The following is a 20,722-nucleotide window of genomic DNA, read 5'->3' as shown; positions in this document are numbered from 1 at the left end:
AACGGGGAGTGAACAGGTGCGGCAGTGCAGATGACCGCTCGCTGAGGGCGGGTTGTCCGTTAAGTGAACTCAGATGCCACTGTCGGAAGTATGCGGATTTTCCTGGTAGGACGCCATCTCGCGGGCACGCCGCCGTCACCGACGGTGACCCTACGGGCGGTGCGAGCCGTGGCCCGGGCTCGGGGTGGGCGTGCGCCGGGACAGGCGCGGCCTCCATCGCGGGGCGCAGGCGCCAGATCGCGGAGCGGTACGTGACGCGCTCCGAGGTGGCGCGCGAGGGCCCGGGCCGCCGCGGCCCGGGCCCTGTGGACGTCAGGCCGACTGGTAGTTCACGTGCGCCGACCAGCGGGCGAAGCCGAGCCGCTCGTAGAGCGCCACCGCCGCGGTGTTGGACTCGTCGACGTAGAGCATGACCCGGTCCAGGTTCCGCCGGTCCCGCAGGTACGCCAGGCCGGCCGCGGTCAGCGCCCGGCCCAGCCCGCCACGGTGCGCCGACGGGTCCACCCCGAGGACGTAGACCTCGCCGATGCGGGCCGAGCCGGGTCGCTCGTGGACCTTCGTCCAGTGGAAGCCGAGCAGCCGGCCGGTCGCCCCGTCGCCGGCGAGCAGGAAGCCCTCCGGGTCGAACCACGGCTCGTCGAGGCGTACGCGCAGGTCGGCGGGGGACCAGCGACCCTGCTCGGGGTGCTCGGCGAAGGCCCGCGCGTTGAGCGCCAGCCATTCCTCGTCGTCGGCGCCGGGCCGGAACGCGCGCAGCGTCACCCCGTCCGGCAGTGGGTGCTCCGGGATCGGGGCGGTCAGCGGCCGGCGCAGCTGCCAGAGCACCCGGGCCCGGCGCAGGCCCAGGTCGACGGCGAGCGCGGCGGCCGAGGGGTGGTCGCCGTGCGCCCAGACCCGCAGCGGGCCGTCGGCCGCCGCCAGGACGCCCCGGGCCAGCGCCCGCCCCGTGCCGCGCCGCCGGTGGGCCGGGTGCACCACCAGTTCGACGCCGACCCCGGTGGCCGCGTCGGTGGTGTCCAGGTGCGCGTAGCCGGCCAGTGTGCCGTCGTCCGCCCGGGCGGTCAGGTGCACCGCCGGCGCGTCCGGGTCGCGGAGGCGCAGCAGGACGTGCTCGTCGAACGGGTCCGCCCCGTCCGCGTCGCCGGCGACCCGGGCGAGGGCCGTCACGTCGGCGATCTCCGTGGGGCTGAGGCGCTCGGCCCGGGTCACCCGGCCGCTGCTCGCTTCGGAAATGCTCATGGGATCACCGTAGTCGGGGCGGCCCGCGGCGCCGCCGGGCTCGGGCCGTTCGCGCGGTGCTTCCGGCGAGCGTCCCCGGCCCCGCCGCCGTACGAACGTCCGCCTGGCCGGCTCACGTCACCCCGTCGGGCAGCGCCTCCACCTCGAACCTGCTGGTCAGCTCCGGCAGGATGCGGTGCAACGCGTCCACGGTGCCCTGTCGGTCGCCGCCGGCGTCGTGCAGCAGCACGACCGATCCGGGTACGACGCCCGCGACGACCGTCGCCGCGATCCGTCCGGCGCCCGGCGCCGCCCAGTCCGAGGGGTCCACCGTCCAGTGCAGCGGCGTCATGCCGAGCTCCTGGGCCACCGACACCACCTGCCCCGTCCAGGCGCCGCCCGGCTGCCGGTAGTACGCGATCGGCGCGTCGGGCACGGCGGCCCGGATCGCGTCGCTGGTGCGCAGCAGGTCCGTCCGGATGGCGGCGGGCGATCGTCGGCCTAGGGTGACGTCGTGGTTCCAGCTGTGGTTGCACAGGGTGTGGCCATCGGCCGCGATGGCCCGGATCAGGTCCGGGTGGCGCTGCGCGTTCTCGCCGACCACGCAGAAGGTGGCCCGCACCTGGTGCTCGCGGAGCAGGGCGAGCACCTGCGGGGTGTACTGCGGGTCCGGCCCGTCGTCGAAGGTCAGCGCGACCAGCGCGGTGCCGCTGGTGGTCTGCGTGCCGAACGGTCCGTCCGTCGGGCCCGACGGCGGCGGCGCGTCGGGGCCGGTGCCGCCGTCCTGGCCGGCCTCCGCCGGGCTGGGGTCCGGCGTGCCCTGCGGCGTGCGGCGGGGGGCGTCGTCCGCCGGGGGCTGGTCGGCGTAGTGCGGGCCGGTGGCGCTGGTGGTCACGCTGGACCGGGTCGGCGGGTCGGGGACCAGGCTGCGCCCGAGGGCGTACGCGGAGCCGAGCAGCGCGGCGACCACCACCGCGACGAGACCGATGGTGCGCGCCGCCGGGGCGTCCCGGAAGAGTTGGCCCGTCCGTGCCGATCCGCCGCCGCCCCCGTGGTCGATGCGCACCCCGTCGCCCCCTTGTAAGTCGCAAACCCGGCAGTCAGAATAGAGCCGACGAGCTGCACAAAAGGGGCATATGCGGAACAGTCCCCGAAGGAACGGGAAGTCAGACCGGCAGGGGCGCGTGCTCGCTCTCCGGCAGCGACCGCGAGGGCGGTACGACGAACTTGTAACCCACCTGCCGCACCGTGCCGATCATCGACTCGTATTCGGAGCCGAGCTTGGCCCGCAGCCGCCGGACGTGCACGTCGACCGTGCGGGTGCCGCCGAAGTAGTCGTAGCCCCACACCTCGCGCAGGAGCTGGTCGCGGGTGAACACCCGGCCCGGGTGCTGGGCCAGGAACTTCAGCAGCTCGAACTCCTTGTAGGTGAGGTCGAGCGGGCGGCCCTTGAGCTTCGCGGCGTAGGTGTCCGGGTCGATCGTCAGCTCGCCGGCGCGGATCGAGCCGCCCGCCCCGGAGGTGGCGTTGCTCAGCCGCCCGACAGCGAGCCGCAGCCGGGCCTCCACCTCGGCCGGGCCGGCGGCGGCGAGGATGACGTCGTCGACGCCCCAGTCGGCGTTGAGCGCGATCAGGCCGGCCTCGGTGACCACCGCGACCAGCGGCACCCCGAGGCCGGTGGCGTGCAGCATCCGGCAGGTGGCCCGGGCCTCGCTCAGCTCGGAGCGGGCGTCGACCAGCACCGCGTCCGGACTGGGGCCGGCGACGAGGGTGCGGACGTCGCGGGGCGCGGTACGGACCGAGTGCGGCAGCAGGTCGAGCGCCGGCAACACTGCGGACGGTTCGCCTGCGCGTGCGGTCACCAGCAGCAGGATCTCCACGATCACCTCCGTCCCGGCGGCCGTCGGCCGCGCGCGACCAGCGCACTCCGTGGCGGGGTGTGACGCTGATGAACTTGCGTGGGTCCCGGCGTCGCTGACGGGCGGGTAGCGGCTTGAGCGTAACCGATCGCCTCGGCCGGACCTCCGCGTCATTTCCCGTTTGCCCGGCTTGCCCGTGATCGTGCCGCAGGTTTTAACGTTGCCGAAACCGTGGTCCCCGCGCGGGCCGGCCGGTCTGGCACGATCGGGGCGTGTTTCCCTCCAGCTCGCCCGAGACCGGCCGCGACCAGTGGCCCGACGGGCCCCGCCCCGGGCCGTCCGGCCCCTCCCGCGGCCAGCCGCCGGCGCCGCGCACCGGGCCGGCCCCCGACGACGACGGTGAGCGCCGGGAGCGCGGCGGACCGCGCCGCGCCCGGCGGCCCGGCGAGCCGGCCCGCCGGCCCGACGACGAGCCGGACGACGAACCGGACGAGGAGCCGATCGAGCCGGTCGAGGTGCGCCGCCCGCTCGCCCTGACCGTCGCCGGCTTCGCCGTCCTGCTCGGGGTAGGCCTGGTGCTCGGGGCACAGACCTCCGGCCCGGGGCACCGGCTGCCCTTCGCGTTCGTCATCTTCGGCGTGCAGTTGCTCTTCGTGCTCGCCTGGACGATGGCCATGCGGCCGCCCGCGCTGCTGCTGGTGGCCGCCGTCAGCGTCGGCGCCGCGGTCGCGGCCGACACCGCGGCCGTACAGACCGACGTCGCCGGCCTGGCGCCGCTGGGCTACGTCGCGGCGGGCGGCTTCGCCCTCGGGGTGCTCGGCCAGCTCGTGCGGCGGGTCGACCGGGTGCGGGTGACCGACTCGCTCGGCAGCACCCTGCTGATCGTGGTCGGCGTCGTCGCCTTCGCCACCCTGATCGTGCTCAGCCGGATCCCGGCGGGCACCCAGGCCATCACGGTGTGCCTCACCGCCAGCGCGGTCGCGCTGACCGTCGCCCGGCTGACCGACGCGGTGGCGCCGTGGCCACGGCTGGCCCCCCAGGTGCCCCGGGGCGCGGCCGGCGTGGTCGCCGGCGCCATGGTCGGCACGCTGGTCAGCGCCCTCCTCGGCAGCTACCTCGTGACGCCCTTCACCCCCACCCGGGCCGCCATCATCGGGCTGGTGGCGGCGGTCGCCGCCGTACTGGCAGACCTGGCCGTCGGCTACGCCGAGGCGGGCCGGCTGATGGCCGGGGAGCCGCCGACCATGTGGGTGGCCCGGCACATGCAGGGGCCGCTCGGCGGCTTCGCCCTGGCCGCGCCGGCCGCGTACGCCATGTGCAAGCTCGTTCTCTGACGCGGCGATTGAGGATTTGGCGGTTCGGGTACCACCGGTGGGCCGCTTCGCGGCACCCTCGACACTGACGACAGGAGGCGGCGTGGCGCACGACGACCCGTACGAGGAGCGGCCCCGGCGACGCGGGCGCAAGGTGCTCATCACCCTCGTCGTGCTGCTGCTGGTCCTGGGCGGCCTGATCGTGGTGGCCGACCGGGTCGCCGTCGGGGTGGCCGAGCGGGCCATCGCCGACCAGGTCCGCCAGGAGATCGCCAAGCAGGGCGCGCAGTCCTCGCCGCCGGAGGTGGAGGTCGGCGGCGTCCCGTTCCTCACCCAGGTGCTCGACGGCCGCTACGAGCGCATCTCCATCGCGCTGCGCGACGTGCAGGGCTCGGTGCGGGGCGACGCGGTCGCGCTGCCGAAGCTCGACGTGGACGCCCGCAACGTAAGCGCCTCGCTCGACACCATCCGTTCCGGCCAGGGCGACGTGGTCGCCGAGACGGTCGACGGGACGGGCACCATCAGCTACGACAGCCTCGCCAAGCTGCTCGACCGGCCGGGGCTGACCCTCGGCGAGCAGAACGGCCGGCTGGCCGTCACCGCCCCGGTCGACATCCTCGGCCAGCGCCTCACCGTGACCGGCACGGCCGACATCACCGTCGGCAAGGAGGGGCAGGTGGCGCTGCGCTTCAACGACCTGAACGCCGACGGCCTGCCGAACCTGCCGCTGGCCCGGACGCTGCTGAACAACTACGCCCGCGGCATCTCCATCGACGTGCCCCTGCCCGAGCTGCCGTTCCAGCTCGCCGTCCGGGAGGTCCGGCCGCTGCCCGAGGGGCTGGCCGTCACCGCGGACGCCAGGAACGTACCGATCAACTCCGCCACCGGCTGATCACCGGCCGCGCCCGACGGTGGTCCCGGGCGGCGCCCCTGCCCGGGGCCCGGCGCGGCCGGGCGCGCGGGGCGGGTGCCCGCCCGGGTACGTCCCGGATGCTGGTCGGCCCCCTGGTGTCCACGCGCCCGGCTGGTAGGCTCCCTGCTCATGGGGACGCTCCTCACCAAACGGCGCGCGGTCGACCTGTGCCGCGTGGCCACCTGCCTGTGTCGCCCCGTCATCTGACGGCGGGGCTGTCCTCGGCCGCCTAGCGGCCACCGGCACGCAGGAGCCTTTCTTCTCCCGTGCTCTCTCTCAACGCCCGGCAGCGGCGCCGTCGCACGAACCCGTGATCCGTCCATACGGTGGATCCTGCGCGTGGTGCGATCGTCACGACTTTCGATGCCCCGTGCTGGTCACCATTCATCCTCACCAGGGAGTGATCTGATGAGTCGCGACACCGCACTCGTCTCGGCCGAATGGGCCGAGAAGAACCTCGACGCCCCGGGCGTCGTCTTCGTCGAGGTCGACGAGGACACCTCGGCCTACGACACCGGCCACATCGCCGGCGCGATCAAGCTGGACTGGAAGACCGACCTCCAGGACCAGGTGCGCCGGGACTTCGTCAACAAGAGCCAGTTCGAGGCGCTGCTCTCCGAGCGGGGCATCAGCAACGACGACACCGTCATCCTCTACGGCGGCAACAACAACTGGTTCGCCGCGTACGCGTACTGGTACTTCAAGCTCTACGGCCACCGCGACGTGAAGCTGCTCGACGGCGGTCGCAAGAAGTGGGAGCTGGACGCCCGCCCGCTGGTCCGCGACGCGGTGAGCCGCCCCGCGACGCAGTACGTGGCGCAGGAGCCGGACACCTCGATCCGGGCCTTCCGCGACGAGGTCGTGGCCGCCATCGGCACCAAGAACCTGGTCGACGTGCGCAGCCCCGACGAGTTCGCCGGCCGGCTGCTCGCCCCCGCCCACCTGCCGCAGGAGCAGGCCCAGCGGGCCGGTCACATCCCCACGGCGATCAGCGTGCCGTGGTCCAAGGCGGCCAACGAGGACGGCACCTTCAAGTCGGACGACGAGCTGCGCAAGATCTACGCCGACGCGGGGCTGGACGACAGCCGCGAGACCATCGCGTACTGCCGGATCGGCGAGCGCTCCTCGCACTCGTGGTTCGTGCTCCAGGAGCTGCTCGGCCACCGCAACGTGAAGAACTACGACGGATCCTGGACCGAGTACGGCTCGCTGGTCGGCGTGCCGGTCGCGCTCGGCGACGAGCCCGGGGAGGCCTGAGCCATGACCGCACCCACCGCTGCCGGCTGCGCCGCTCCCGACCAGGCCGCCCCGCTGCCCGCGAGCCTGGACCTGGAGAAGGAGACCGTGATCACCGGCGTCGTCCGGTCCGACGCGGGCGAGGCCGTTCCGGGCGCGTACGTCCGGCTGCTCGACTCGACCGGCGAGTTCACCGCCGAGGTGGTGACCTCGCCGGCCGGCCAGTTCCGGTTCTTCGCCGCGCCGGGCTCCTGGACCCTGCGGGCGCTCTCCCGGCACGGCAACGGCGACACCGCCGTGACCGCCGCGCGCGGCATCAACGAGGTCACCGTCACGGTCGCCTCCTGACCCCCACGCCCCGCCTCGGTTCGTGGCCCGTCCCCTCAGCAGGTGGCGGGCCACGACCGTTTCCGGCCGCGACCGGGCGGCGTGACACGATGGCCCCCGTGAACGGCGTCGAAGCGGCGGGGCAGGCCCCGCCTACCGGTCCCGGGCGGCCGGCGTCCCCCCGACGGTGGCTGCCCTGGTTGGCCGCGGGCACGGTGGCCTGGGCGGTGCTGCTGGCGGCGCTGACCTGGACGTCGGTGCGCAACGATCCGCCGACGGTCCGGGAGCAGCGCGCCCTGACCGAGGCCGGTCCCGTCGTCGACCGCGCGGTCGGCGTACTCGTCGCGGCGGCCGGCGACACCGCCGTGCTGACCCCGCCCGAGGTCGACCGGGGCTGCCGCGTCACCCCGTTCGCCGACGGCGCGGAGCTGTCGCGCGGGGTGGACGTCTTCGTCGCGGCCGGCGGCGAGGCGACGCTGCTGGAACGGGTCGCCGACCGGCTGCCGACGGACTGGCGGGCCGGGGTCCGGGTCACCTCGGACGGCCCCCGGTTACGCGCCGACGCGGGCGAGTTCGTCACCGTCTCCGGCGGGGTCGCTGATGACGGCCGGGTCCGGCTGATGGTCGACACCGGCTGCCGGCCGGTGGGCGACGGCTACGACGTACCCGCGGCCGATGCCGCCGGTGCGGAGGCGGACGCCCTCGGGGAGGCGCTCCGGGCCCTCGGGGCTCCGGCCGGTCAAGCCCCCGAACGGGTGGTCACCGCGCCCTGCCCCGGCGGTGGCGCCGCCCGCTCCGTGCGCTCCGCCGGCGTTCCGGCCCCCGCGTCCCCGGCCGCCGCCCTGGCCCCCGTCACCCGCCTCCCGGTGCTGGACGACCCGCAGGCGTACGCCTACCGCCGTGGCCCGGTCACCGTCGTCGCCGACCTCTCGGGCGACCTGGTCGTCGTCTCGGTCACCACCGGCTGCCCCGCCTGACCCGGGCGGTCAGCCGCGCTGGTGGTCGTGCGGCGTGCGGCTGCGGCCCAGGGCGTCGACGTGGCCCCAGCGGCCCGGGATGTCGAGCAGCTCGACGCGCCCCATGCCCTCGGGCACGGCGGGATCGATGATCAGGTGCTCGCCCTGCGGCTCCAGCCCCAGCATCACACGGAGCAGCAGCAGCGGCGTGCCCGCCGACCAGGCCTGCGGGCTGCACGCCGTGGGGTACTCCACCGGGTAGTCGGTGAGGCTGCGATCGTAGCCGGCGAAGGCCTCCGGCAGCCGTCCGCCGAAGAACCGGGACGCGGCCAGCATCGCGTCGCAGATCTGCCCGGCCTCCCGGCGGAACCCGTACCGCCACAGCCCCCAGGCGATGATCGAGTTGTCGAACGGCCACACCGTCCCGACGTGGTAGCCGACGGGGTTGTACCGCCCCTGGTCGTCGGCGAGCGTACGGACGCCCCAGCCGGAGTAGAGCCGGGGACCCAACAGGTGCTCGGCGATCCGGCCGGCCCGCGACTCGTCCACGATGCCGCTCCACAGCAGGTGCCCGATGTTCGAGGTCAGGGCGTCCACCTGCCGGCCGTCGGCGTCCAGGGCGAGCGCGTAGTACTCCCGCTCCGGGATCCAGAAGTCCCGGTTGAACCGCATCTTCAGCTCGGCCGCCTCCCGCTCCAGCCGGTCGGCGTACGCGGGGTCGCCCCAGATCGTCCGGGCCATCCGGGCGCCGCGCACCTTCGCGTCGTACGCGTAGCCCTGAAGCTCGCAGGTGGCGCGCGGGAAGCCGGGAAGCCGGCCGTCACGGTACGAGATGGCGTCCCAGGAGTCCTTCCAGCACTGGTTCTGCAAGCCGGTGTCCAGGTTGCGGGTCTGGTACCAGAGGTAGCCGGTGCCGAGCAGGTCCCCGTACGTGTCGATCCAGGCGAGGGCGGCCCGGGCCTGGGCCTCCAGGCCCCGCACCAGCCTGTCGTCGCCGGTCCACCGCTCGTACTCGTCGAGCAGGATGACGAACAGCGGCGTCGAGTCGGCCGAGCCGTAGTACGGCGAGTGGGGCTGCTCCTCGAAGCCCGCCGTCTCGCCGTAGCGCAGCTCGTGCAGGATCTTGCCCGGCTCCTCGTCGCGGAAGTCGTCGATCCGGTGCCCCTGGAGGCCGGCCAGCATCATGATGGTCGGCGGGATCAGCTCCGGCAGGAAGGGCACCAGCTGGAGCGAGGTGATGATGCTGTCCCGGCCGAACAGGGTCATGAACCACGGCAGGCCGGCGGCCACCAGACGTACGCCGAGGGTGATCGACTCGTAGCGCAGCGCCGCCAGGTCGTTCAGGCTCTGCCGGTACGCCCCGGCCAGCGGCTGGCAGTCGCAGCCGAGCTTCGGCGCCCGGGCGACCAGGTCGTCCTGCTCGGCGCGGATGGCGTGCGGGTCGCGGCTGCCCCCGTACTGCGGCAGGTTGGCCCGGATGTCCTCGCCGCGCGCGCCGTAGACGACGGTCGACACGTGCAGCCGGGTCGTCCACTCGCCGCGCGGCCCGACCCGGATCCGGTAGGTCATGCCGGAGACCTCGACGTGCGCGGGCGAGGTGCTGGTGATGACCGTCTCGCGGTGGAACCCCTCGCGGCGGTAGGCCAGCCGCAGCTCGTTGTCGCCGACGGTGGCGGTGGTGTGGCCCTGCTTGCTCCGGACGTGCTTGATCTCGAACAGGTCCGCGAAGTCGGCGGCCATGTCGAGGCGGACGACGAACTCCGCCTCCTCCCCGGAGTGGTTGAGCAGGGTCAGCTCCTCCTCGAAGCTGCCGCCGATGGCCCGGCTCCGGATCACCGAGACCTTCGCGTCCAGGTAGTGCGTCGGCTCGCCGGGAACGAGGAAGAACCGGGTGCGGAAGGACTCCGCGGTGTCCACCGAGAGGGCGTGCAGCCGCTCGCCGTCGAGGGTCAGCAGCCAGGTGGAGAGGTGCCGGGTGTCGAACGAGAAGAGCCCGGTCGGGAAGTCGAGGGACGGCTCGACGTCGCCGCGCTTGTCGCTGACCAGGAAGGTGTTGCCGTCGAGGATGCTGACCAGGTCCTTCACCGCAGCCGCCCGAGCTGTGCGCGGGCGGCCTCGCGGGGGTCGCGGGTGCCGGGCGGGTCGGGGAAGAACCGCCGGAACAGCAGGAAGAGCACGACGTCGCCGCTGAAGCTGCTCTCGTTGCGCAGCACCGACGAGATCGCCTGGGCCCGGCCGGTGACGAGCCTGTCGAACAGTTCCTCGCTGGTGTACCAGATCGCGTCGGCGGGCCCCCGGTTGCGGCTCACCTCGATCGCGCCCGGGCGCAGGTGGGCCAGCCAGTGCACCGTCCGGGTGCCGTGCGCGAGGTCGATCTGCATGGTCCCGCTGACCGGACTGACCAGCACATCCGGGGCGCGCGCCGGCAGTGATTCGAAGAACCGCTCCGTCGCCTCGGTCACACCCGAATCGTAGGCATTTGCCCGACGTGCCGGGTCGGTATCGGCGGGTGGCCCGTCAGTAGACCAGGGCCTGGGCGCCCTCGGCCATCGCCTCCTCGACGAAGACCGCGGCGCCGGCGATGCGGACGCCGGGCAGCACGTCGTCCGGCCCGATGTCCCGCCGGGCGGCGCACTGGGTGCAGGCCGTCACCGTGCCCGTGGTGAGGATCACGTGCAGCAGCTCGGCCAGCGGGGCCGAGTGCGGCAGCTCGAACTCCTGCGCCCGCCCGGGCAGCGCGAACCAGGTCGACTCCCCGGTCAACCAGAGCGACACGTGCACCCCGGCGGCGGCCGCGGTGGCGGCGACGGTGAAGGCCTGGGCGCACCGCTCCGGGGCGTCCGCGCCGGCGGTGGCCTTGATCACGAGAGAGCGGGCCATGGGCCCCAGCATAGGATGGTCCCGATGGTCACCGAGATCGGGTTCGTCAGCCTGCTGGTCGCCGGCCTGGGCGCGCTCGCTGGCGGCCTGGTCTACCTGGCCGTACGCATATCGAGAGGACGCTGGTGAGCGACGAGAACCCCCTGCAGCCGCCGCCGTGGCTGAACGCGCCGCCGGTCGACCCGTACCCCTACGAGGAGAGCCACGACCTGCGCGTCGGCCCGAAGCTGCACCCCACGCTGGACGGTCTGCTGCCGTACGTCGGGGTGTGGCGCGGCCGGGGGCGCGGCGGCTTCCCCACCATCGAGGACTTCGACTTCGCGCAGGAGATCCGGATCAGCCACGACGGCCGGCCGTTCCTGTTCTACGAGTCCCGCGCCTGGCTGCTCGACGAGCAGAGCCGCCCGGTCCGCCCGGCGGGCCGCGAGGTCGGCTGGTGGCGGCCGGTGATGGACGGCGACCGCGCCACCGACGAGCTGGAAGCGCTGATGACCGTGCCCACCGGGGTGATGGAGCTGCACATCGGCAAGCGCAAGGGCACGCAGATCGAGTTCGTCACCGACGCGGTGGTCCGCACGTCGACCGCCAAGGAGGTCACCGCCGGTCACCGCCTCTTCGGCATCGTCGAGGGCGCCCTGCTCTACGCGCAGGAGATGGCCGCCGTCGGCCACCCGCTCTCCCCGCACCTCTCCGCGCGCCTCACCCGGGTGGCCGGCTGACCCTCCCCCGGTCACGGGCGGGGAAAGCCCAGAAACGCCTGGAGGGCGGGCGTACGCGCGCAGCGGCGCAGCGGGACGCCGTCCAGGGTGCGGATCTCCACCAGGCCGCGCACGGACGAGCTGAGCCAGACGCCGTCGGCGGTACCCAGCTCGGCGGGGGTGACCAGGCGCTCCTCGGCGCGCAGGCCCAGCTCGTGGGCGTGCCCGAGGAGCCAGGCGGCGGTCACGCCCGGCAGGATGCCGGTCTCGGCGGCGGGCACCGTGCGGAGGGTGTCACCGGTCAGCCAGATCAGGTTGGCCGTGGGCCCCTCCAGCGCGTACCCGTCGGAGGAGACCCACAGCGCGTCGTCCACGCCCGCGCGGGCGGCCCAGCGGCGGGCGGCGGTGCTCACCGCGTACGAGGTGGACTTGATCCCGGCCGGCAGCCAGTCGAGTTCGGCGCGGGCCCGCGCCGCGACGCCGAGCGGCAGGGTCGCCACGGTGATCCCGTCCCGGCGGGCCGCCCGGGCCGCCGCCGGCACCTCGGCCAGCGTGGCGTAGCCGGTCGGCGGGCCGCCGCCCTCCGGGCCCCGGGTGCAGACCAGCCGCAGCGCCCCCTCCACCTCGGCGGGCCAGCCGGCGCGTACGGCGTCCAGCAGCTTGACCAGCACCTCGGCGGCGGGCAGCGCCAGGTCGACGGCCGCCGCCGCCCGGGCGAGCCGGGCCAGGTGCGCGTCGCGCAGCCACGGGAGCCCGTCGCGCAGGTGCATCGTCTCGAAGAGCCCGTCGCCGTGCAGCACGCCCCGGTCGTCGCCGCGCAGCACCGGCTCCCCGGGCGGCACCAGCCCGCGCCCCGGCACCGCGATCCTCGACGCCACCATGACCGCCGAGCGTAGCGGCGGGTCGACCGGGCGGCGCGCGTGGCGGAGCGAACTATGATCGGACGGTGTCCGAATCCTCCCTCGCGGAAATGCTCCGGGCCCGTGGGCTCCGGCTGACGGCGCAACGGCAGTTGATCCTCCAGGCCGTGCTGGAGCTGGGGCACGCCACCCCGGAGCAGGTGCACACAGCCGTCCGGGAGGTCGCCGCAGGGGTCAACATCACCACCATCTACCGCACGCTGGAGCTGCTGGAACGGCTCGGCCTGGTCACCCACACCCACCTCTCGCACGGCTCGCCGACCTACCACGCGGCCGGCGAGGACCAGCACGTCCACCTCGTCTGCCGGGAGTGCGGGGCGATCGACGAGATCGATCCGGAGCTGCTGCGTCCGCTGGCCGACGAGTTGGCGAGCCAGCGCGGGTTTCGGGTCGACATCGGCCATGTCTCGTTCTTCGGCGTCTGCGTCCGCTGCGAGAACGGGGACCGGAAATGATCGACATCGCGGGTGCGGTGAGCGTCGAGAGCATCGACGAGGCCAGCCGGGACCAGCCCGAGCCGGCGCACGCGGCGGCCGGCGTGCGGGGGGTGGCGGCGCACTACGGCGACCCGATGCGCGAGCAGCGCACCCTCGACACGGCGGTCGGCCTGGTCGACCGGTCGCACCGGGGCGTCGTCGCGGTGCCGGGCGAGGAGCGGATCGGCTGGCTGCACACCCTCACCAGCCAGCACCTGGCGCAGCTCGGCGCCGGTCAGGGCACGGAGCTGCTGGTGCTCTCCCCGCACGGGCACGTCGAGCAGCACGCCATGGTCGCCGAGGACGGCGTCACCACCTGGCTCGACACCGAGCCGGGCGCCACCGCGGGCCTGCTGTCGTACCTGGAGCGGATGCGGTTCTTCAGCAAGGTCGAGCCGCGCGACGTGACCGCCGAGCACGCGCTGCTGTCGCTGGTCGGGCCCGAGGCGCCGGCCGCGGCGGAGACGCTCGGCGTGACCGGGCTGGTGGCACCCGACGTGGTCGCGGTGCCGGGTCCGAAGTTCCGCGCCGGCGAGCTGCCGCCGCGGCCCACCGCGCTGTACGACGTGCGCCCGCTGCCCGTGGGCGGCTGGGCGCGCCGGGGCCCGCTCGGCGTCGACCTGCTGGTGCCCCGGGCCGCGATGGAGCAGGTGGTCACCCAGTTGCGGGGCGACGGGGTGCCGGTCGCCGGGCTGTGGGCGTACGAGGCGGTGCGGGTGGCCGCCCGGCGGGCCCGGGTCGGGGTGGACACCGACCACCGGACGATCCCGGCCGAGGTGGATCTCGTCGCCCCGGCCGTGCACCTGGACAAGGGCTGCTACCGGGGCCAGGAGACCGTGGCCCGGGTGCACAACATGGGCCGGCCGCCGCGTCGGCTCGTACTGCTGCACCTGGACGGCGTGACCACCGACCAGCCGCCGGCCGCCGGCACGCCGGTGACCCTCGACGGCCGGGCGGTCGGCTTCGTCGGCACGGCCGTGCACCACCACGAGCTGGGCCAGGTCGCCCTGGCCGTGGTCAAGCGCAACGTGGCCGACGACGCCCGCCTGCTCATCGGCGAGACCGCCGCCGCGATCGATCCGGCCTGACCGCCCATCGGCGAAAGATTCTCTGCTCGGAGGGGCCGAGGCCGGAAAAGTTCCGGTCGACTGGCTCGTCGGCCTCGGTCTAGGATCCGGGCATGACGACAGGGACGTTGATCACGGTTGCCCCCACCGGCGCGGAGTCGGCCAAGGCCGAGGTGCCGGCGCTGCCGGTGACTCTCGACGAGCTGCTGCTCACCGCCAAGGAGTGCGAGGCGCTCGGCGCCGCCGTGATCCACGTCCACATCCGCGACGACGAGGCGAAGCCCACCCTCGACCAGGGGCGGCTGCGGGAGACGGTGGCGGCGCTGCGGGAGAGCACCGACCTGATCGTGCAGCTCTCCTCCGGCGGCGCGGCGACCGACCCGGAGGCCGACCGGCTCGCGGTGCTCGACGCCGGGCCGGACATGGCCTCCTGCACGATGGGCACGCTCAACTTCGGCGACGACGTCTTCCTCAACCGCTGGGAGTTCATCGTCGACCTGCACACCCGGATGCAGGAGCGGGGCATCGTGCCCGAGTACGAGATCTTCGACCTCGGCCACCTCACCGCCCTGCAACGGCTGCTCGGCAAGTACGGCCTGCCGGCCGGCGGGCACGTGCACGTCGACTTCGTGATGGGCGTGCCGGGCGGCATGCCGGGCACCACGGCCACGCTGGTCGCCGCCCACCAGGCGCTGCGCGACCTGCCCGAGGGCGCCACCTTCTCGGCCACCGGCATCGGCCGCAGCACCATCCCGGTCATGCTGGCCTCGCTCTCGGCCGGCGGGCACCTGCGGGTCGGCATGGAGGACACGGTGACCTACGCCAAGGGCCGCCCGGTGGAGTCCAACATGCAGCTCGTCGCCCGGGCGGTCGGCTTCGCCCAGCTCGCCCAGCGGCCGCCGCTGACCACCGCCGAGGCGCGCGGTCTGCTCGGCGTGCCCGCCGCCGGCCGGTAAGCGGCGGCCCGGGCCGCCGCTGCTGTACACCGGCTGCTCGACGGCCTGCTCACCCGCCTGCCGGGCGCGGTCCACGGTGCCGGTACCGTCCACCCTGTGGGAAAGACGTACGAGGGCGGCGCGCCGCTCGCCGAGGTGGTCCGGTCGGGGTTCGTGGAGGGCGTACACCGGGGCTCGGTGGTGGTGCTCGACGCCTCGGGGCAGACGGTGACCGGTGCCGGGGACGTGACCTCCCCGGTCTTCCCGCGCTCGTCGAACAAGCCGATGCAGGCGGTCGGGATGCTCCGCGCCGGGCTGACGCTGGCCGATCCCGCCGACGTCGCGCTGGTCTCGGCCAGCCACGCCGGGGAGGAGTTCCACCTGGCCCGGGTCGGCGCGCTGCTCGCCCGCGCCGGGCTGGACGAGTCGGCCCTGCACTGCCCGCCGGACCTGCCCGTGGGCGACGAGGCGCGGACGGCCGTGCTGCGGGCCGGCGGCGGCCCCACCCGTACGCAGATGAACTGCTCCGGCAAGCACAGCGGGATGCTGCTGACCTGCCTGGCCGCCGGCTGGCCGCTCGACGGCTACTGGCGCCCGGAGCACCCGTTGCAGCAGGCGCTGCGGGACGCGGTGGAGGAGTTCACCGGTGAGCGGGCCGCGGCGGTCGGGGTGGACGGCTGCGGCGCCCCGGTGCTCGCCGTCTCGCTGACCGGCCTGGCCGGCGCGTACCTCCGGCTCGTCTCGGCGGAGCCCGGCACCGTGTCGCGGACGGTGGCCGACGCGATGCGCGCGCACCCCGACCTGGTCGGCGGCACGCGGGCCGAGGACAGCCGGCTCATGCGCGGGGTGCCCGGGCTGCTCGCCAAGGTGGGCGCCGAGGGGGTCATCGCCACCGCGGTGCCCGGCGTCGGGGCGGTCGCCCTCAAGATCGACGACGGTGCGGGCCGCGCCCGGATGCCGGTGCTGGTCTCCGCCCTGCGCCGGCTCGGGCTGGACGCCCCGGTGCTGACCGAGTACGCCGAGCTGCCGCTCTTCGGCGGCGGACTGCCGGTCGGCGCCGTCCGCTCCCTCTGGTAGCCCGAGCCGGAGCCGTCACTCGTATCCCATGGCCGGGATGACCTCGCGGAGCGCTTCTTCGATGAACTCGCGGGTCTCGTCGTCGAACTGGTCTTTGCGGTTCGTCAGCTTGTCCGACTGGAACGTCGAAGCGGTGGCGACGTCGTCGACGTCGAGCCGTTCGAACAGGGCGCGGCGCTGCCCGGGCCAGTCGGCTGCGAGATCTTCCGCTCTCACCTCGACGTATCGCCTGCCCGTCAGGTCGACCGTGTCCTTCCAGGTGAGCCATCGGTGGTAGACCGGCCTGAGGTAGGCGAGCGCGCCGTCGACGGTGGGCGGTGCCCACGGCTGGGCCAGGTGGGAGGCGAGCACTGAGACCGGGTGACGCTTGATGTGCACGATGGTCGCCTCGGGGACCAGTTCCCAGAGGAACTCCATGCACAGCAGGTTGAACGGTGTCTTCTCGCACCAGGTCGGCTTGCCCGCGTCGGCGGCTGCTCCCCCGAACAGGGTGTCGACCAGGCCCCGCAGGATTCCGAGCAGCTCGCCCCGGTCACTGAAATGCCTGGGGAGCACCCGCCGGCGGCTCAGCGGCTCGAACGGCCCGGCGGGCCGGTCGGCGTCGCCGAAGCCATTCGCGGGCGCAGGCTCGTCGTAGGTGTACGCGATCAACTGCGGCCAGAGCTGTCGCACCGCGTCCCGGTAGCGCCGCTCGCCGACCAGTTCGGGCACGGTCCTGCCGCGATCGTCGCGTCGGCCGGGCACTCGTACGGTGAGGAAGTCGCTCAGCCGGTGCAGGGCGTCCTCGCCGACGGTGGGGTCGTATCGATCGGTGAGCGCGTCGGCCAGGTCCCGCAGGCCACCCGGGTCGATGAGGAACCTGGTCTCCATGGGAATCCGATGGATCAGCGGATGTTCGCCGATGATGTCGGCGATCCGTGACGTCCCCGAACGACCCGTACCCGCAACGAAGATCGGTGAGGGGGAAGAAGGCATGGCGGGCAGTCAAACTCTGAGCCCGGCGCCTGGGCAAACCATTTATCCCCTTCACCCGCTGCTGCGGAGGCGCGTCCCCCGGCGCTGGCTGGATTCTGTCGCGGCAAGGGCCGTTCCACCGCTCGCCACCACCCACATCCGCGCATCGGCGGAAGCGGACGCCGTGGCTGGCTTCACGCGCCCCTCCACTTCTGAAACGCGCTGTGGTTGGACCTCTGCCCCGGAACCCCGCACCGTCGTCGACGAGGGGGCGAGTGTCAGGGCAGGAAGTCGAGCAGGGCGGCGTTGACCGGGGCGGGTCGCTCCAGCGGCAACAGGTGACCGGCGTCCGGCACGTCGGGCAGGCGGACGGCGTGCGGCGCCTCGGCGGCGATCCGGTCGGCGAGGCGGCTGATGTCGGGCACGTCCGCCGCACCGGCGCCGACCAGGACGGGCATCCGCAGCTCGCTGAGGCGGCCGATCGCGGGCGGGTCGAGTTCGGCGACGTCGACCGCGCTGAGCGCCAGCTCGGCGGCGAGCGCCCGCTGGTCCATCTCGCGGGCGAAGGCGAGCAGCGCCGGGTCGACGTCGGCGGGCTCGCGGCCCGGGCCGACCACCCAGAACCGCACCTCGCCAGCGGCGCTCGCGGCGAAGTCCTCCGGGTCGACCTCGCCCACCAGGCTCTCCCAGAGGTCGTTCGCCTCCTCCGACCACTCGTGGCCCGAGGCGGCGGTGCCGAGGAGGGCGAGCGCGCTGACCCGCTCCGGGTGGGCCAGCGCGGTGTCGATCGCGACGGCGCCGCCGAACGAGCAGCCCACCAGGGCGGCCCGGGGGAGGTCGAGCGCGTCGAGCAGTCCGGCCACGTCGTCGTGGTGGGCGAACGGGGCCGGCGGCAGCTCGGAGTCCCCGTACCCGCGCAGGTCGAGGGCGATCACCCGGTGGCTCGCGGCCAGCGGGCCGACCTGCTCCCGCCACATCCGGCGGTCGGCGATGCCGGCGTGCAGCAGGACGACGGGCGTGCCGCTGCCGGTGTCGTCGTACGCGAGCAGGGCGCCGTTCACCTCGATCTTGGTCACTGCGGCAAGGTACGCACCGGGGAGACCGGGGCGCAACCGCGAAGTGAGATGTCGCTAACTCTGGTTAGCACTTTGCTTGCAGGAGCTAGCGGTGCGCGTTAGCGTCGAGCCATGGCCACTGGTAAGGACCTTCCCGACGTCGGCGGGTTCATTCGCGATCTGCGCCGCAACGCGAAGATCTCGCTCCGGCAGCTCGCCGAGCAGGCGGGGGTCAGCAACCCGTACCTCAGTCAGATCGAGCGCGGCCTGCGCAAGCCGAGCGCGGAGGTGCTCCAGCAGCTCGCCAGCGCGCTGCGGGTCTCCACCCCGGCGATGTACCTGCGGGCCGGGCTGCTCGACGACAAGGAGGGCCAGGGCGTGCTCGCGGCCATCTCGGTCGACCCCGACCTGACGATGGCGCAGAAGCAGTCGCTGACCCAGATCTACGAGACGTTCCGCCGGGAGAACGCGCGGCTCGCCGAGGCGACCGCGGCGACCACCGGCCCAACGCCCGCCGCCGGGCCCGAGACCGCCCCCGGCGCGGGCACGCCGGATCCCGTCGAGGCGGCGTCCGACCTGGCCAACCTCGCGGCCACGGGCCCCACCACGGCGGAGGGCACCCCGACCGAGGCCGTTCTGGAGTCGGTCGCCGTCACCGAGGCCGGCCCCGCCCCCGCTCCGACCGACACCCCCGAGAAGAAGGCCGCCCGCAGCGCGGTCCGGAAGGCCGCCGACGCGGCCGAAGAGGAGAAGTGATGACCCAGCCGAAGACCAGCCGCATCCCGGCCCCGATCTACGCCGCCGCCGGCGCCGGCGAGCTGGCCCTCCAGCAGCTGCGCAAGCTCCCCGCCGTCGTGACCGACCTCGGCACCAAGGTCGTCGCCGACCTGGGTGGCAAGGCCGTCGTCACCGGCGTCGAGCTGCGGCAGAAGGCCAACGACACCCTGCGTACGGCGAACCTGACCGCCGAGGGCCTGCGCGAGAAGGCCGTCCCGACCGAGCTGGACCTGAAGCGCCTGCGTGAGGCCGCCGACCTGAACAAGCTGCGCGAGGTGGCCGACCTCGACAAGCTGCGCGAGGTCGCCGACCTGGACCGGCTGCGTGCGCTGGCCACCCGCAACGCCGCCGTGGTGGTCGCCGGTGCCCAGGCCGCACAGGAGCGGGCGCAGGCCGCGTACGTCGCGCTGATCGCCCGTGGTGAGCGGGTCGTCGGGGCCGGCGTGCTGGAGGCCGCCGAGACCGTGAACGCCGACATCGAGGCGACCGAGGCCGACACCGAGCCGGTCGAGACCGGCGCGAAGCCGGCCGCCGTCCGGCCCGCCGCCGAGACGTTGACCCCGGCCGCGACCGCCGAGGTGGCGACCCCGGCCGTGACCGCCGAGACGTCGACCCCGGCCGCCGAGGTGCCGACCCCGGCCGACGTGGCCGAGGTGCTGGAGGCCAAGCCGGCCGCCGCGAAGAAGGCGACGACCCGGGCCACGAAGGCCACCAAGCCGGCCGTCACCCCGTCGGCGAAGCTGCCCCGGGCCACCAAGCGGACCCGCCCGGCCGGCGAGTAGTTCGCCCCGCCCGGTGAGCCCGGATGCGTCCTGTCGGACGTATCCGGGCTCACCGGCATAAGCTTGCCGGCATGGCCTACGCCGCGCCGCTCTTCGCCTTCGATGTTCGCTACGTGATCGAGCTGATCCTGCTCGTCTTCGCGTTGATCGTGCAGGGCATCGCCCTGGTGCACGCCATCACCCAGCGCTCCGACGCCTTCGCCGCCATCGGCACCCTGCCCAAGGGCGGCTGGATCGCGATCCTCGCCGTCTGCCTGGTGCTGACCCTGCTCGGCTTCGGCCCGATCAGCCTCTTCGGACTTGTCGGCATCGCCGCCGGCCTGATCTACCTGCTCGACGTCCGGGTGGGGCTGCGCGACCTCAGCGACGGCAAAGGGTTCTGGTGAGAGGTTTCCGCTGGCCGCCGCCGCCGGACGGCGGGCCCCGCACCTGGGGTCCCGGCCCGGGCGGCCCGCGCACCGGCAGGCCGGCCCTGCCGGAGCCGGAGACCGAGCTGATCGCCACGCCGCACGGCGTACGCCTGGAACAGCTCCTCACCGGCGCGGGTGACCCGGTCACGGTGTTCGCCCACGGCCTGGGCAACGGCATCGCCACCACCCGCCCGTTCGGCAGCGGGGTGACGGGCCGCAAGCTGTTCTTCCAGTTCCGGGGGCACGGCCGCTCCGACGCGCCGCCCGGTCCGTGGAGCTACCTGGACCTGGCCCGTGACCTGCGCTCCGTCGCCGACCTCGCGGGTGCCACCCGGGCGTTCGGCGCCAGCCTCGGCGCGGGCGCGCTCTGCCGGCTGCTCGCCGAGAGCCCCGAACGCTTCGAGCGGCTGGTCCTCTTCCTGCCCGCGGCGCTGGACCGGCCGCGCGGCGAGGTCGCCCGGGCCCGGCTGACCGCCCTGTTCGAGGCCGTGGAGAGCGGTGACGCCGCCGCCGTGGCCGACGTGGTCCAGGCCGAGCTGCCGCCCGCCGTACGCAACACCCCGGCCGGCTGGGCCTACCTGCGTCAGCGCCTCGACCAGCTCCTGCGCGACGGGCTCGCCCCGGGGCTGGCGAGCCTGCCCGAGCAGGCGCCCCTGCGCGACGCCGGTGCGTTGGCCGCGGTCACCGCGCCGGCCCTCGTCATCGGCTGCGCCGGCGACGACCTGCATCCGGTCGAGGTCGCCGAGCAGCTCGCCGCCGCGCTGCCCCGGGCCACCCTGCACGTGTACGACCGGCCCGGCGTCCTCTGGACCGAACGCGCCGACCTGCGAAGCCGGATATCCGCCTTCCTCAACGAGTAACGTGCCCTG

At 74.2% G+C, this 20,722-nt stretch carries 25 protein-coding genes; 16 read left to right on the top strand and 9 right to left on the bottom strand.

Annotated elements, in window-relative coordinates; genetic code table 11:
- Positions 1 to 312: 312 nt before the first annotated feature.
- The 3 genes from mshD to AC5L34_RS03155 form a co-directional block, all read right to left on the bottom strand.
- On the bottom strand, positions 313 to 1,239 hold the full coding sequence (gene mshD / locus AC5L34_RS03165; protein WP_494823754.1) for a mycothiol synthase: 927 nt from the start codon (positions 1,237 to 1,239) through the stop codon (positions 313 to 315).
- Positions 1,240 to 1,351: 112 nt separating this feature from the next.
- Positions 1,352 to 2,284, bottom strand: coding sequence for a polysaccharide deacetylase family protein (locus AC5L34_RS03160; protein WP_441176141.1), 933 nt, complete (start codon positions 2,282 to 2,284; stop codon positions 1,352 to 1,354).
- Between the two features lie 100 nt (positions 2,285 to 2,384).
- Entirely contained in the window at positions 2,385 to 3,104 is a 720-nt protein-coding gene (locus AC5L34_RS03155) for a winged helix-turn-helix transcriptional regulator (protein ID WP_197697787.1), read from the bottom strand.
- Positions 3,105 to 3,349: 245 nt separating this feature from the next.
- On the opposite strand from AC5L34_RS03155, the gene AC5L34_RS03150 reads away from it, so the two are divergent.
- The 6 genes from AC5L34_RS03150 to AC5L34_RS03125 all read left to right on the top strand — a co-directional run bounded on the left by AC5L34_RS03150 (position 3,350) and on the right by AC5L34_RS03125 (position 7,843).
- The gene (locus AC5L34_RS03150; protein WP_441176140.1) at positions 3,350 to 4,411 is read left to right on the top strand and encodes a hypothetical protein; all 1,062 of its coding nucleotides are present in this window, start codon (positions 3,350 to 3,352) and stop codon (positions 4,409 to 4,411) included.
- Between the two features lie 82 nt (positions 4,412 to 4,493).
- Positions 4,494 to 5,282, top strand: a complete 789-nt coding sequence (locus tag AC5L34_RS03145; RefSeq protein WP_494823753.1) for an LmeA family phospholipid-binding protein — start codon at positions 4,494 to 4,496, stop codon at positions 5,280 to 5,282.
- A 150-nt stretch (positions 5,283 to 5,432) separates the two neighbouring features.
- Complete coding sequence (locus tag AC5L34_RS03140; protein ID WP_311202345.1) at positions 5,433 to 5,510, top strand: Ms5788A family Cys-rich leader peptide; 78 nt, start codon at positions 5,433 to 5,435, stop codon at positions 5,508 to 5,510.
- Positions 5,511 to 5,711: 201 nt separating this feature from the next.
- Positions 5,712 to 6,560, top strand: coding sequence for a sulfurtransferase (locus AC5L34_RS03135; RefSeq protein ID WP_088998178.1), 849 nt, complete (start codon positions 5,712 to 5,714; stop codon positions 6,558 to 6,560).
- A 3-nt stretch (positions 6,561 to 6,563) separates the two neighbouring features.
- The gene (locus AC5L34_RS03130) at positions 6,564 to 6,887 is read left to right on the top strand and encodes a DUF1416 domain-containing protein (RefSeq protein ID WP_088998179.1); all 324 of its coding nucleotides are present in this window, start codon (positions 6,564 to 6,566) and stop codon (positions 6,885 to 6,887) included.
- A 98-nt stretch (positions 6,888 to 6,985) separates the two neighbouring features.
- Entirely contained in the window at positions 6,986 to 7,843 is an 858-nt protein-coding gene (locus tag AC5L34_RS03125; RefSeq protein WP_441176139.1) for a beta/alpha barrel domain-containing protein, read from the top strand.
- 9 nt (positions 7,844 to 7,852) lie between these two features.
- On the opposite strand, the gene AC5L34_RS03120 is transcribed toward AC5L34_RS03125, so the two are convergent.
- From AC5L34_RS03120 to AC5L34_RS03110, 3 genes are read right to left on the bottom strand one after another with little or no spacing between them, the layout of a single operon-like run.
- On the bottom strand, positions 7,853 to 9,907 hold the full coding sequence (locus AC5L34_RS03120) for an amylo-alpha-1,6-glucosidase (protein ID WP_494823752.1): 2,055 nt from the start codon (positions 9,905 to 9,907) through the stop codon (positions 7,853 to 7,855).
- Positions 9,904 to 10,284 carry a hypothetical protein gene (locus AC5L34_RS03115; protein WP_441176137.1) on the bottom strand — a complete coding sequence of 127 codons (381 nt, stop codon included), beginning with the start codon at positions 10,282 to 10,284 and terminating at the stop codon, positions 9,904 to 9,906. The genes AC5L34_RS03120 and AC5L34_RS03115 overlap by 4 nt, the downstream gene beginning before the upstream one ends.
- Before the next feature lie 55 nt (positions 10,285 to 10,339).
- Complete coding sequence (locus AC5L34_RS03110) at positions 10,340 to 10,714, bottom strand: DsrE family protein (RefSeq protein ID WP_088998183.1); 375 nt, start codon at positions 10,712 to 10,714, stop codon at positions 10,340 to 10,342.
- Positions 10,715 to 10,726: 12 nt separating this feature from the next.
- On the opposite strand from AC5L34_RS03110, the gene mtfM reads away from it, so the two are divergent.
- Together mtfM and AC5L34_RS03100 are read left to right on the top strand one after the other, a co-directional pair.
- Complete coding sequence (gene mtfM, locus AC5L34_RS03105) at positions 10,727 to 10,831, top strand: small membrane protein MtfM (protein WP_267897534.1); 105 nt, start codon at positions 10,727 to 10,729, stop codon at positions 10,829 to 10,831.
- Entirely contained in the window at positions 10,828 to 11,421 is a 594-nt protein-coding gene (locus AC5L34_RS03100) for a heme-binding beta-barrel domain-containing protein (RefSeq protein ID WP_088998184.1), read from the top strand. Before mtfM ends, AC5L34_RS03100 begins: the two co-directional genes overlap by 4 nt.
- Before the next feature lie 11 nt (positions 11,422 to 11,432).
- Here AC5L34_RS03100 and AC5L34_RS03095 read toward each other — a convergent pair whose 3' ends face one another.
- Positions 11,433 to 12,281 carry an aminotransferase class IV gene (locus AC5L34_RS03095; protein ID WP_494823751.1) on the bottom strand — a complete coding sequence of 283 codons (849 nt, stop codon included), beginning with the start codon at positions 12,279 to 12,281 and terminating at the stop codon, positions 11,433 to 11,435.
- 65 nt (positions 12,282 to 12,346) lie between these two features.
- Here AC5L34_RS03095 and AC5L34_RS03090 point away from each other — a divergent pair, with 65 nt between their 5' ends.
- The 4 genes from AC5L34_RS03090 (at position 12,347) to AC5L34_RS03075 (ending at position 15,875) form a co-directional block, all read left to right on the top strand.
- Positions 12,347 to 12,775: a Fur family transcriptional regulator gene (locus tag AC5L34_RS03090; protein ID WP_101412925.1), complete on the top strand. Its 429-nt coding sequence runs from the start codon at positions 12,347 to 12,349 to the stop codon at positions 12,773 to 12,775.
- Positions 12,772 to 13,884, top strand: a complete 1,113-nt coding sequence (gene ygfZ, locus AC5L34_RS03085; protein ID WP_441176135.1) for a CAF17-like 4Fe-4S cluster assembly/insertion protein YgfZ — start codon at positions 12,772 to 12,774, stop codon at positions 13,882 to 13,884. Before AC5L34_RS03090 ends, ygfZ begins: the two co-directional genes overlap by 4 nt.
- 92 nt (positions 13,885 to 13,976) lie before the next feature.
- Positions 13,977 to 14,819 carry a beta-keto acid cleavage family enzyme gene (locus AC5L34_RS03080; protein ID WP_494823750.1) on the top strand — a complete coding sequence of 281 codons (843 nt, stop codon included), beginning with the start codon at positions 13,977 to 13,979 and terminating at the stop codon, positions 14,817 to 14,819.
- A gap of 96 nt (positions 14,820 to 14,915) precedes the next feature.
- Positions 14,916 to 15,875 (top strand): asparaginase, encoded by a 960-nt coding sequence (locus AC5L34_RS03075; RefSeq protein WP_441176133.1) that lies wholly within the window; start codon positions 14,916 to 14,918, stop codon positions 15,873 to 15,875.
- A 15-nt stretch (positions 15,876 to 15,890) separates the two neighbouring features.
- Here AC5L34_RS03075 and AC5L34_RS03070 read toward each other — a convergent pair whose 3' ends face one another.
- Both AC5L34_RS03070 and AC5L34_RS03065 read right to left on the bottom strand, forming a co-directional pair.
- Complete coding sequence (locus AC5L34_RS03070; RefSeq protein WP_494823749.1) at positions 15,891 to 16,850, bottom strand: sulfotransferase family protein; 960 nt, start codon at positions 16,848 to 16,850, stop codon at positions 15,891 to 15,893.
- 257 nt (positions 16,851 to 17,107) lie between these two features.
- Entirely contained in the window at positions 17,108 to 17,905 is a 798-nt protein-coding gene (locus AC5L34_RS03065; protein ID WP_494823748.1) for an alpha/beta fold hydrolase, read from the bottom strand.
- A gap of 111 nt (positions 17,906 to 18,016) precedes the next feature.
- On the opposite strand from AC5L34_RS03065, the gene AC5L34_RS03060 reads away from it, so the two are divergent.
- From AC5L34_RS03060 to AC5L34_RS03045, 4 genes are all read left to right on the top strand, one after another.
- Entirely contained in the window at positions 18,017 to 18,640 is a 624-nt protein-coding gene (locus AC5L34_RS03060; protein WP_494823747.1) for a helix-turn-helix domain-containing protein, read from the top strand.
- Positions 18,637 to 19,443: a hypothetical protein gene (locus tag AC5L34_RS03055; RefSeq protein ID WP_494823746.1), complete on the top strand. Its 807-nt coding sequence runs from the start codon at positions 18,637 to 18,639 to the stop codon at positions 19,441 to 19,443. Before AC5L34_RS03060 ends, AC5L34_RS03055 begins: the two co-directional genes overlap by 4 nt.
- 71 nt (positions 19,444 to 19,514) lie before the next feature.
- Positions 19,515 to 19,829, top strand: coding sequence for a DUF2516 family protein (locus AC5L34_RS03050; RefSeq protein ID WP_088998194.1), 315 nt, complete (start codon positions 19,515 to 19,517; stop codon positions 19,827 to 19,829).
- Positions 19,826 to 20,713 (top strand): alpha/beta fold hydrolase, encoded by an 888-nt coding sequence (locus AC5L34_RS03045; protein ID WP_441176127.1) that lies wholly within the window; start codon positions 19,826 to 19,828, stop codon positions 20,711 to 20,713. Before AC5L34_RS03050 ends, AC5L34_RS03045 begins: the two co-directional genes overlap by 4 nt.
- Positions 20,714 to 20,722: the final 9 nt, after the last annotated feature.

The sequence above is a fragment of the Micromonospora sp. ZG13 genome (genome assembly GCF_059359355.1).
This window is presented reverse-complemented; position numbering and strand designations above follow the sequence as displayed.

What these genes read in the sequence shown, in the direction of transcription:
- mshD (WP_494823754.1), bottom strand. Translation starts at nt 1,239, where the DNA reads ATGAGCATTTCCGAAGCGAGCAGCGGCCGGGTGACCCGGGCCGAGCGC.
- AC5L34_RS03140 (WP_311202345.1), top strand. Translation starts at nt 5,433, where the DNA reads ATGGGGACGCTCCTCACCAAACGGCGCGCGGTCGACCTGTGCCGCGTG.
- AC5L34_RS03135 (WP_088998178.1), top strand. Translation starts at nt 5,712, where the DNA reads ATGAGTCGCGACACCGCACTCGTCTCGGCCGAATGGGCCGAGAAGAAC.
- AC5L34_RS03130 (WP_088998179.1), top strand. Translation starts at nt 6,564, where the DNA reads ATGACCGCACCCACCGCTGCCGGCTGCGCCGCTCCCGACCAGGCCGCC.
- AC5L34_RS03110 (WP_088998183.1), bottom strand. Translation starts at nt 10,714, where the DNA reads ATGCTGGGGCCCATGGCCCGCTCTCTCGTGATCAAGGCCACCGCCGGC.
- mtfM (WP_267897534.1), top strand. Translation starts at nt 10,727, where the DNA reads ATGGTCACCGAGATCGGGTTCGTCAGCCTGCTGGTCGCCGGCCTGGGC.
- AC5L34_RS03095 (WP_494823751.1), bottom strand. Translation starts at nt 12,281, where the DNA reads ATGGTGGCGTCGAGGATCGCGGTGCCGGGGCGCGGGCTGGTGCCGCCC.
- ygfZ (WP_441176135.1), top strand. Translation starts at nt 12,772, where the DNA reads ATGATCGACATCGCGGGTGCGGTGAGCGTCGAGAGCATCGACGAGGCC.
- AC5L34_RS03080 (WP_494823750.1), top strand. Translation starts at nt 13,977, where the DNA reads ATGACGACAGGGACGTTGATCACGGTTGCCCCCACCGGCGCGGAGTCG.
- AC5L34_RS03070 (WP_494823749.1), bottom strand. Translation starts at nt 16,850, where the DNA reads ATGCCTTCTTCCCCCTCACCGATCTTCGTTGCGGGTACGGGTCGTTCG.
- AC5L34_RS03060 (WP_494823747.1), top strand. Translation starts at nt 18,017, where the DNA reads ATGGCCACTGGTAAGGACCTTCCCGACGTCGGCGGGTTCATTCGCGAT.
- AC5L34_RS03050 (WP_088998194.1), top strand. Translation starts at nt 19,515, where the DNA reads ATGGCCTACGCCGCGCCGCTCTTCGCCTTCGATGTTCGCTACGTGATC.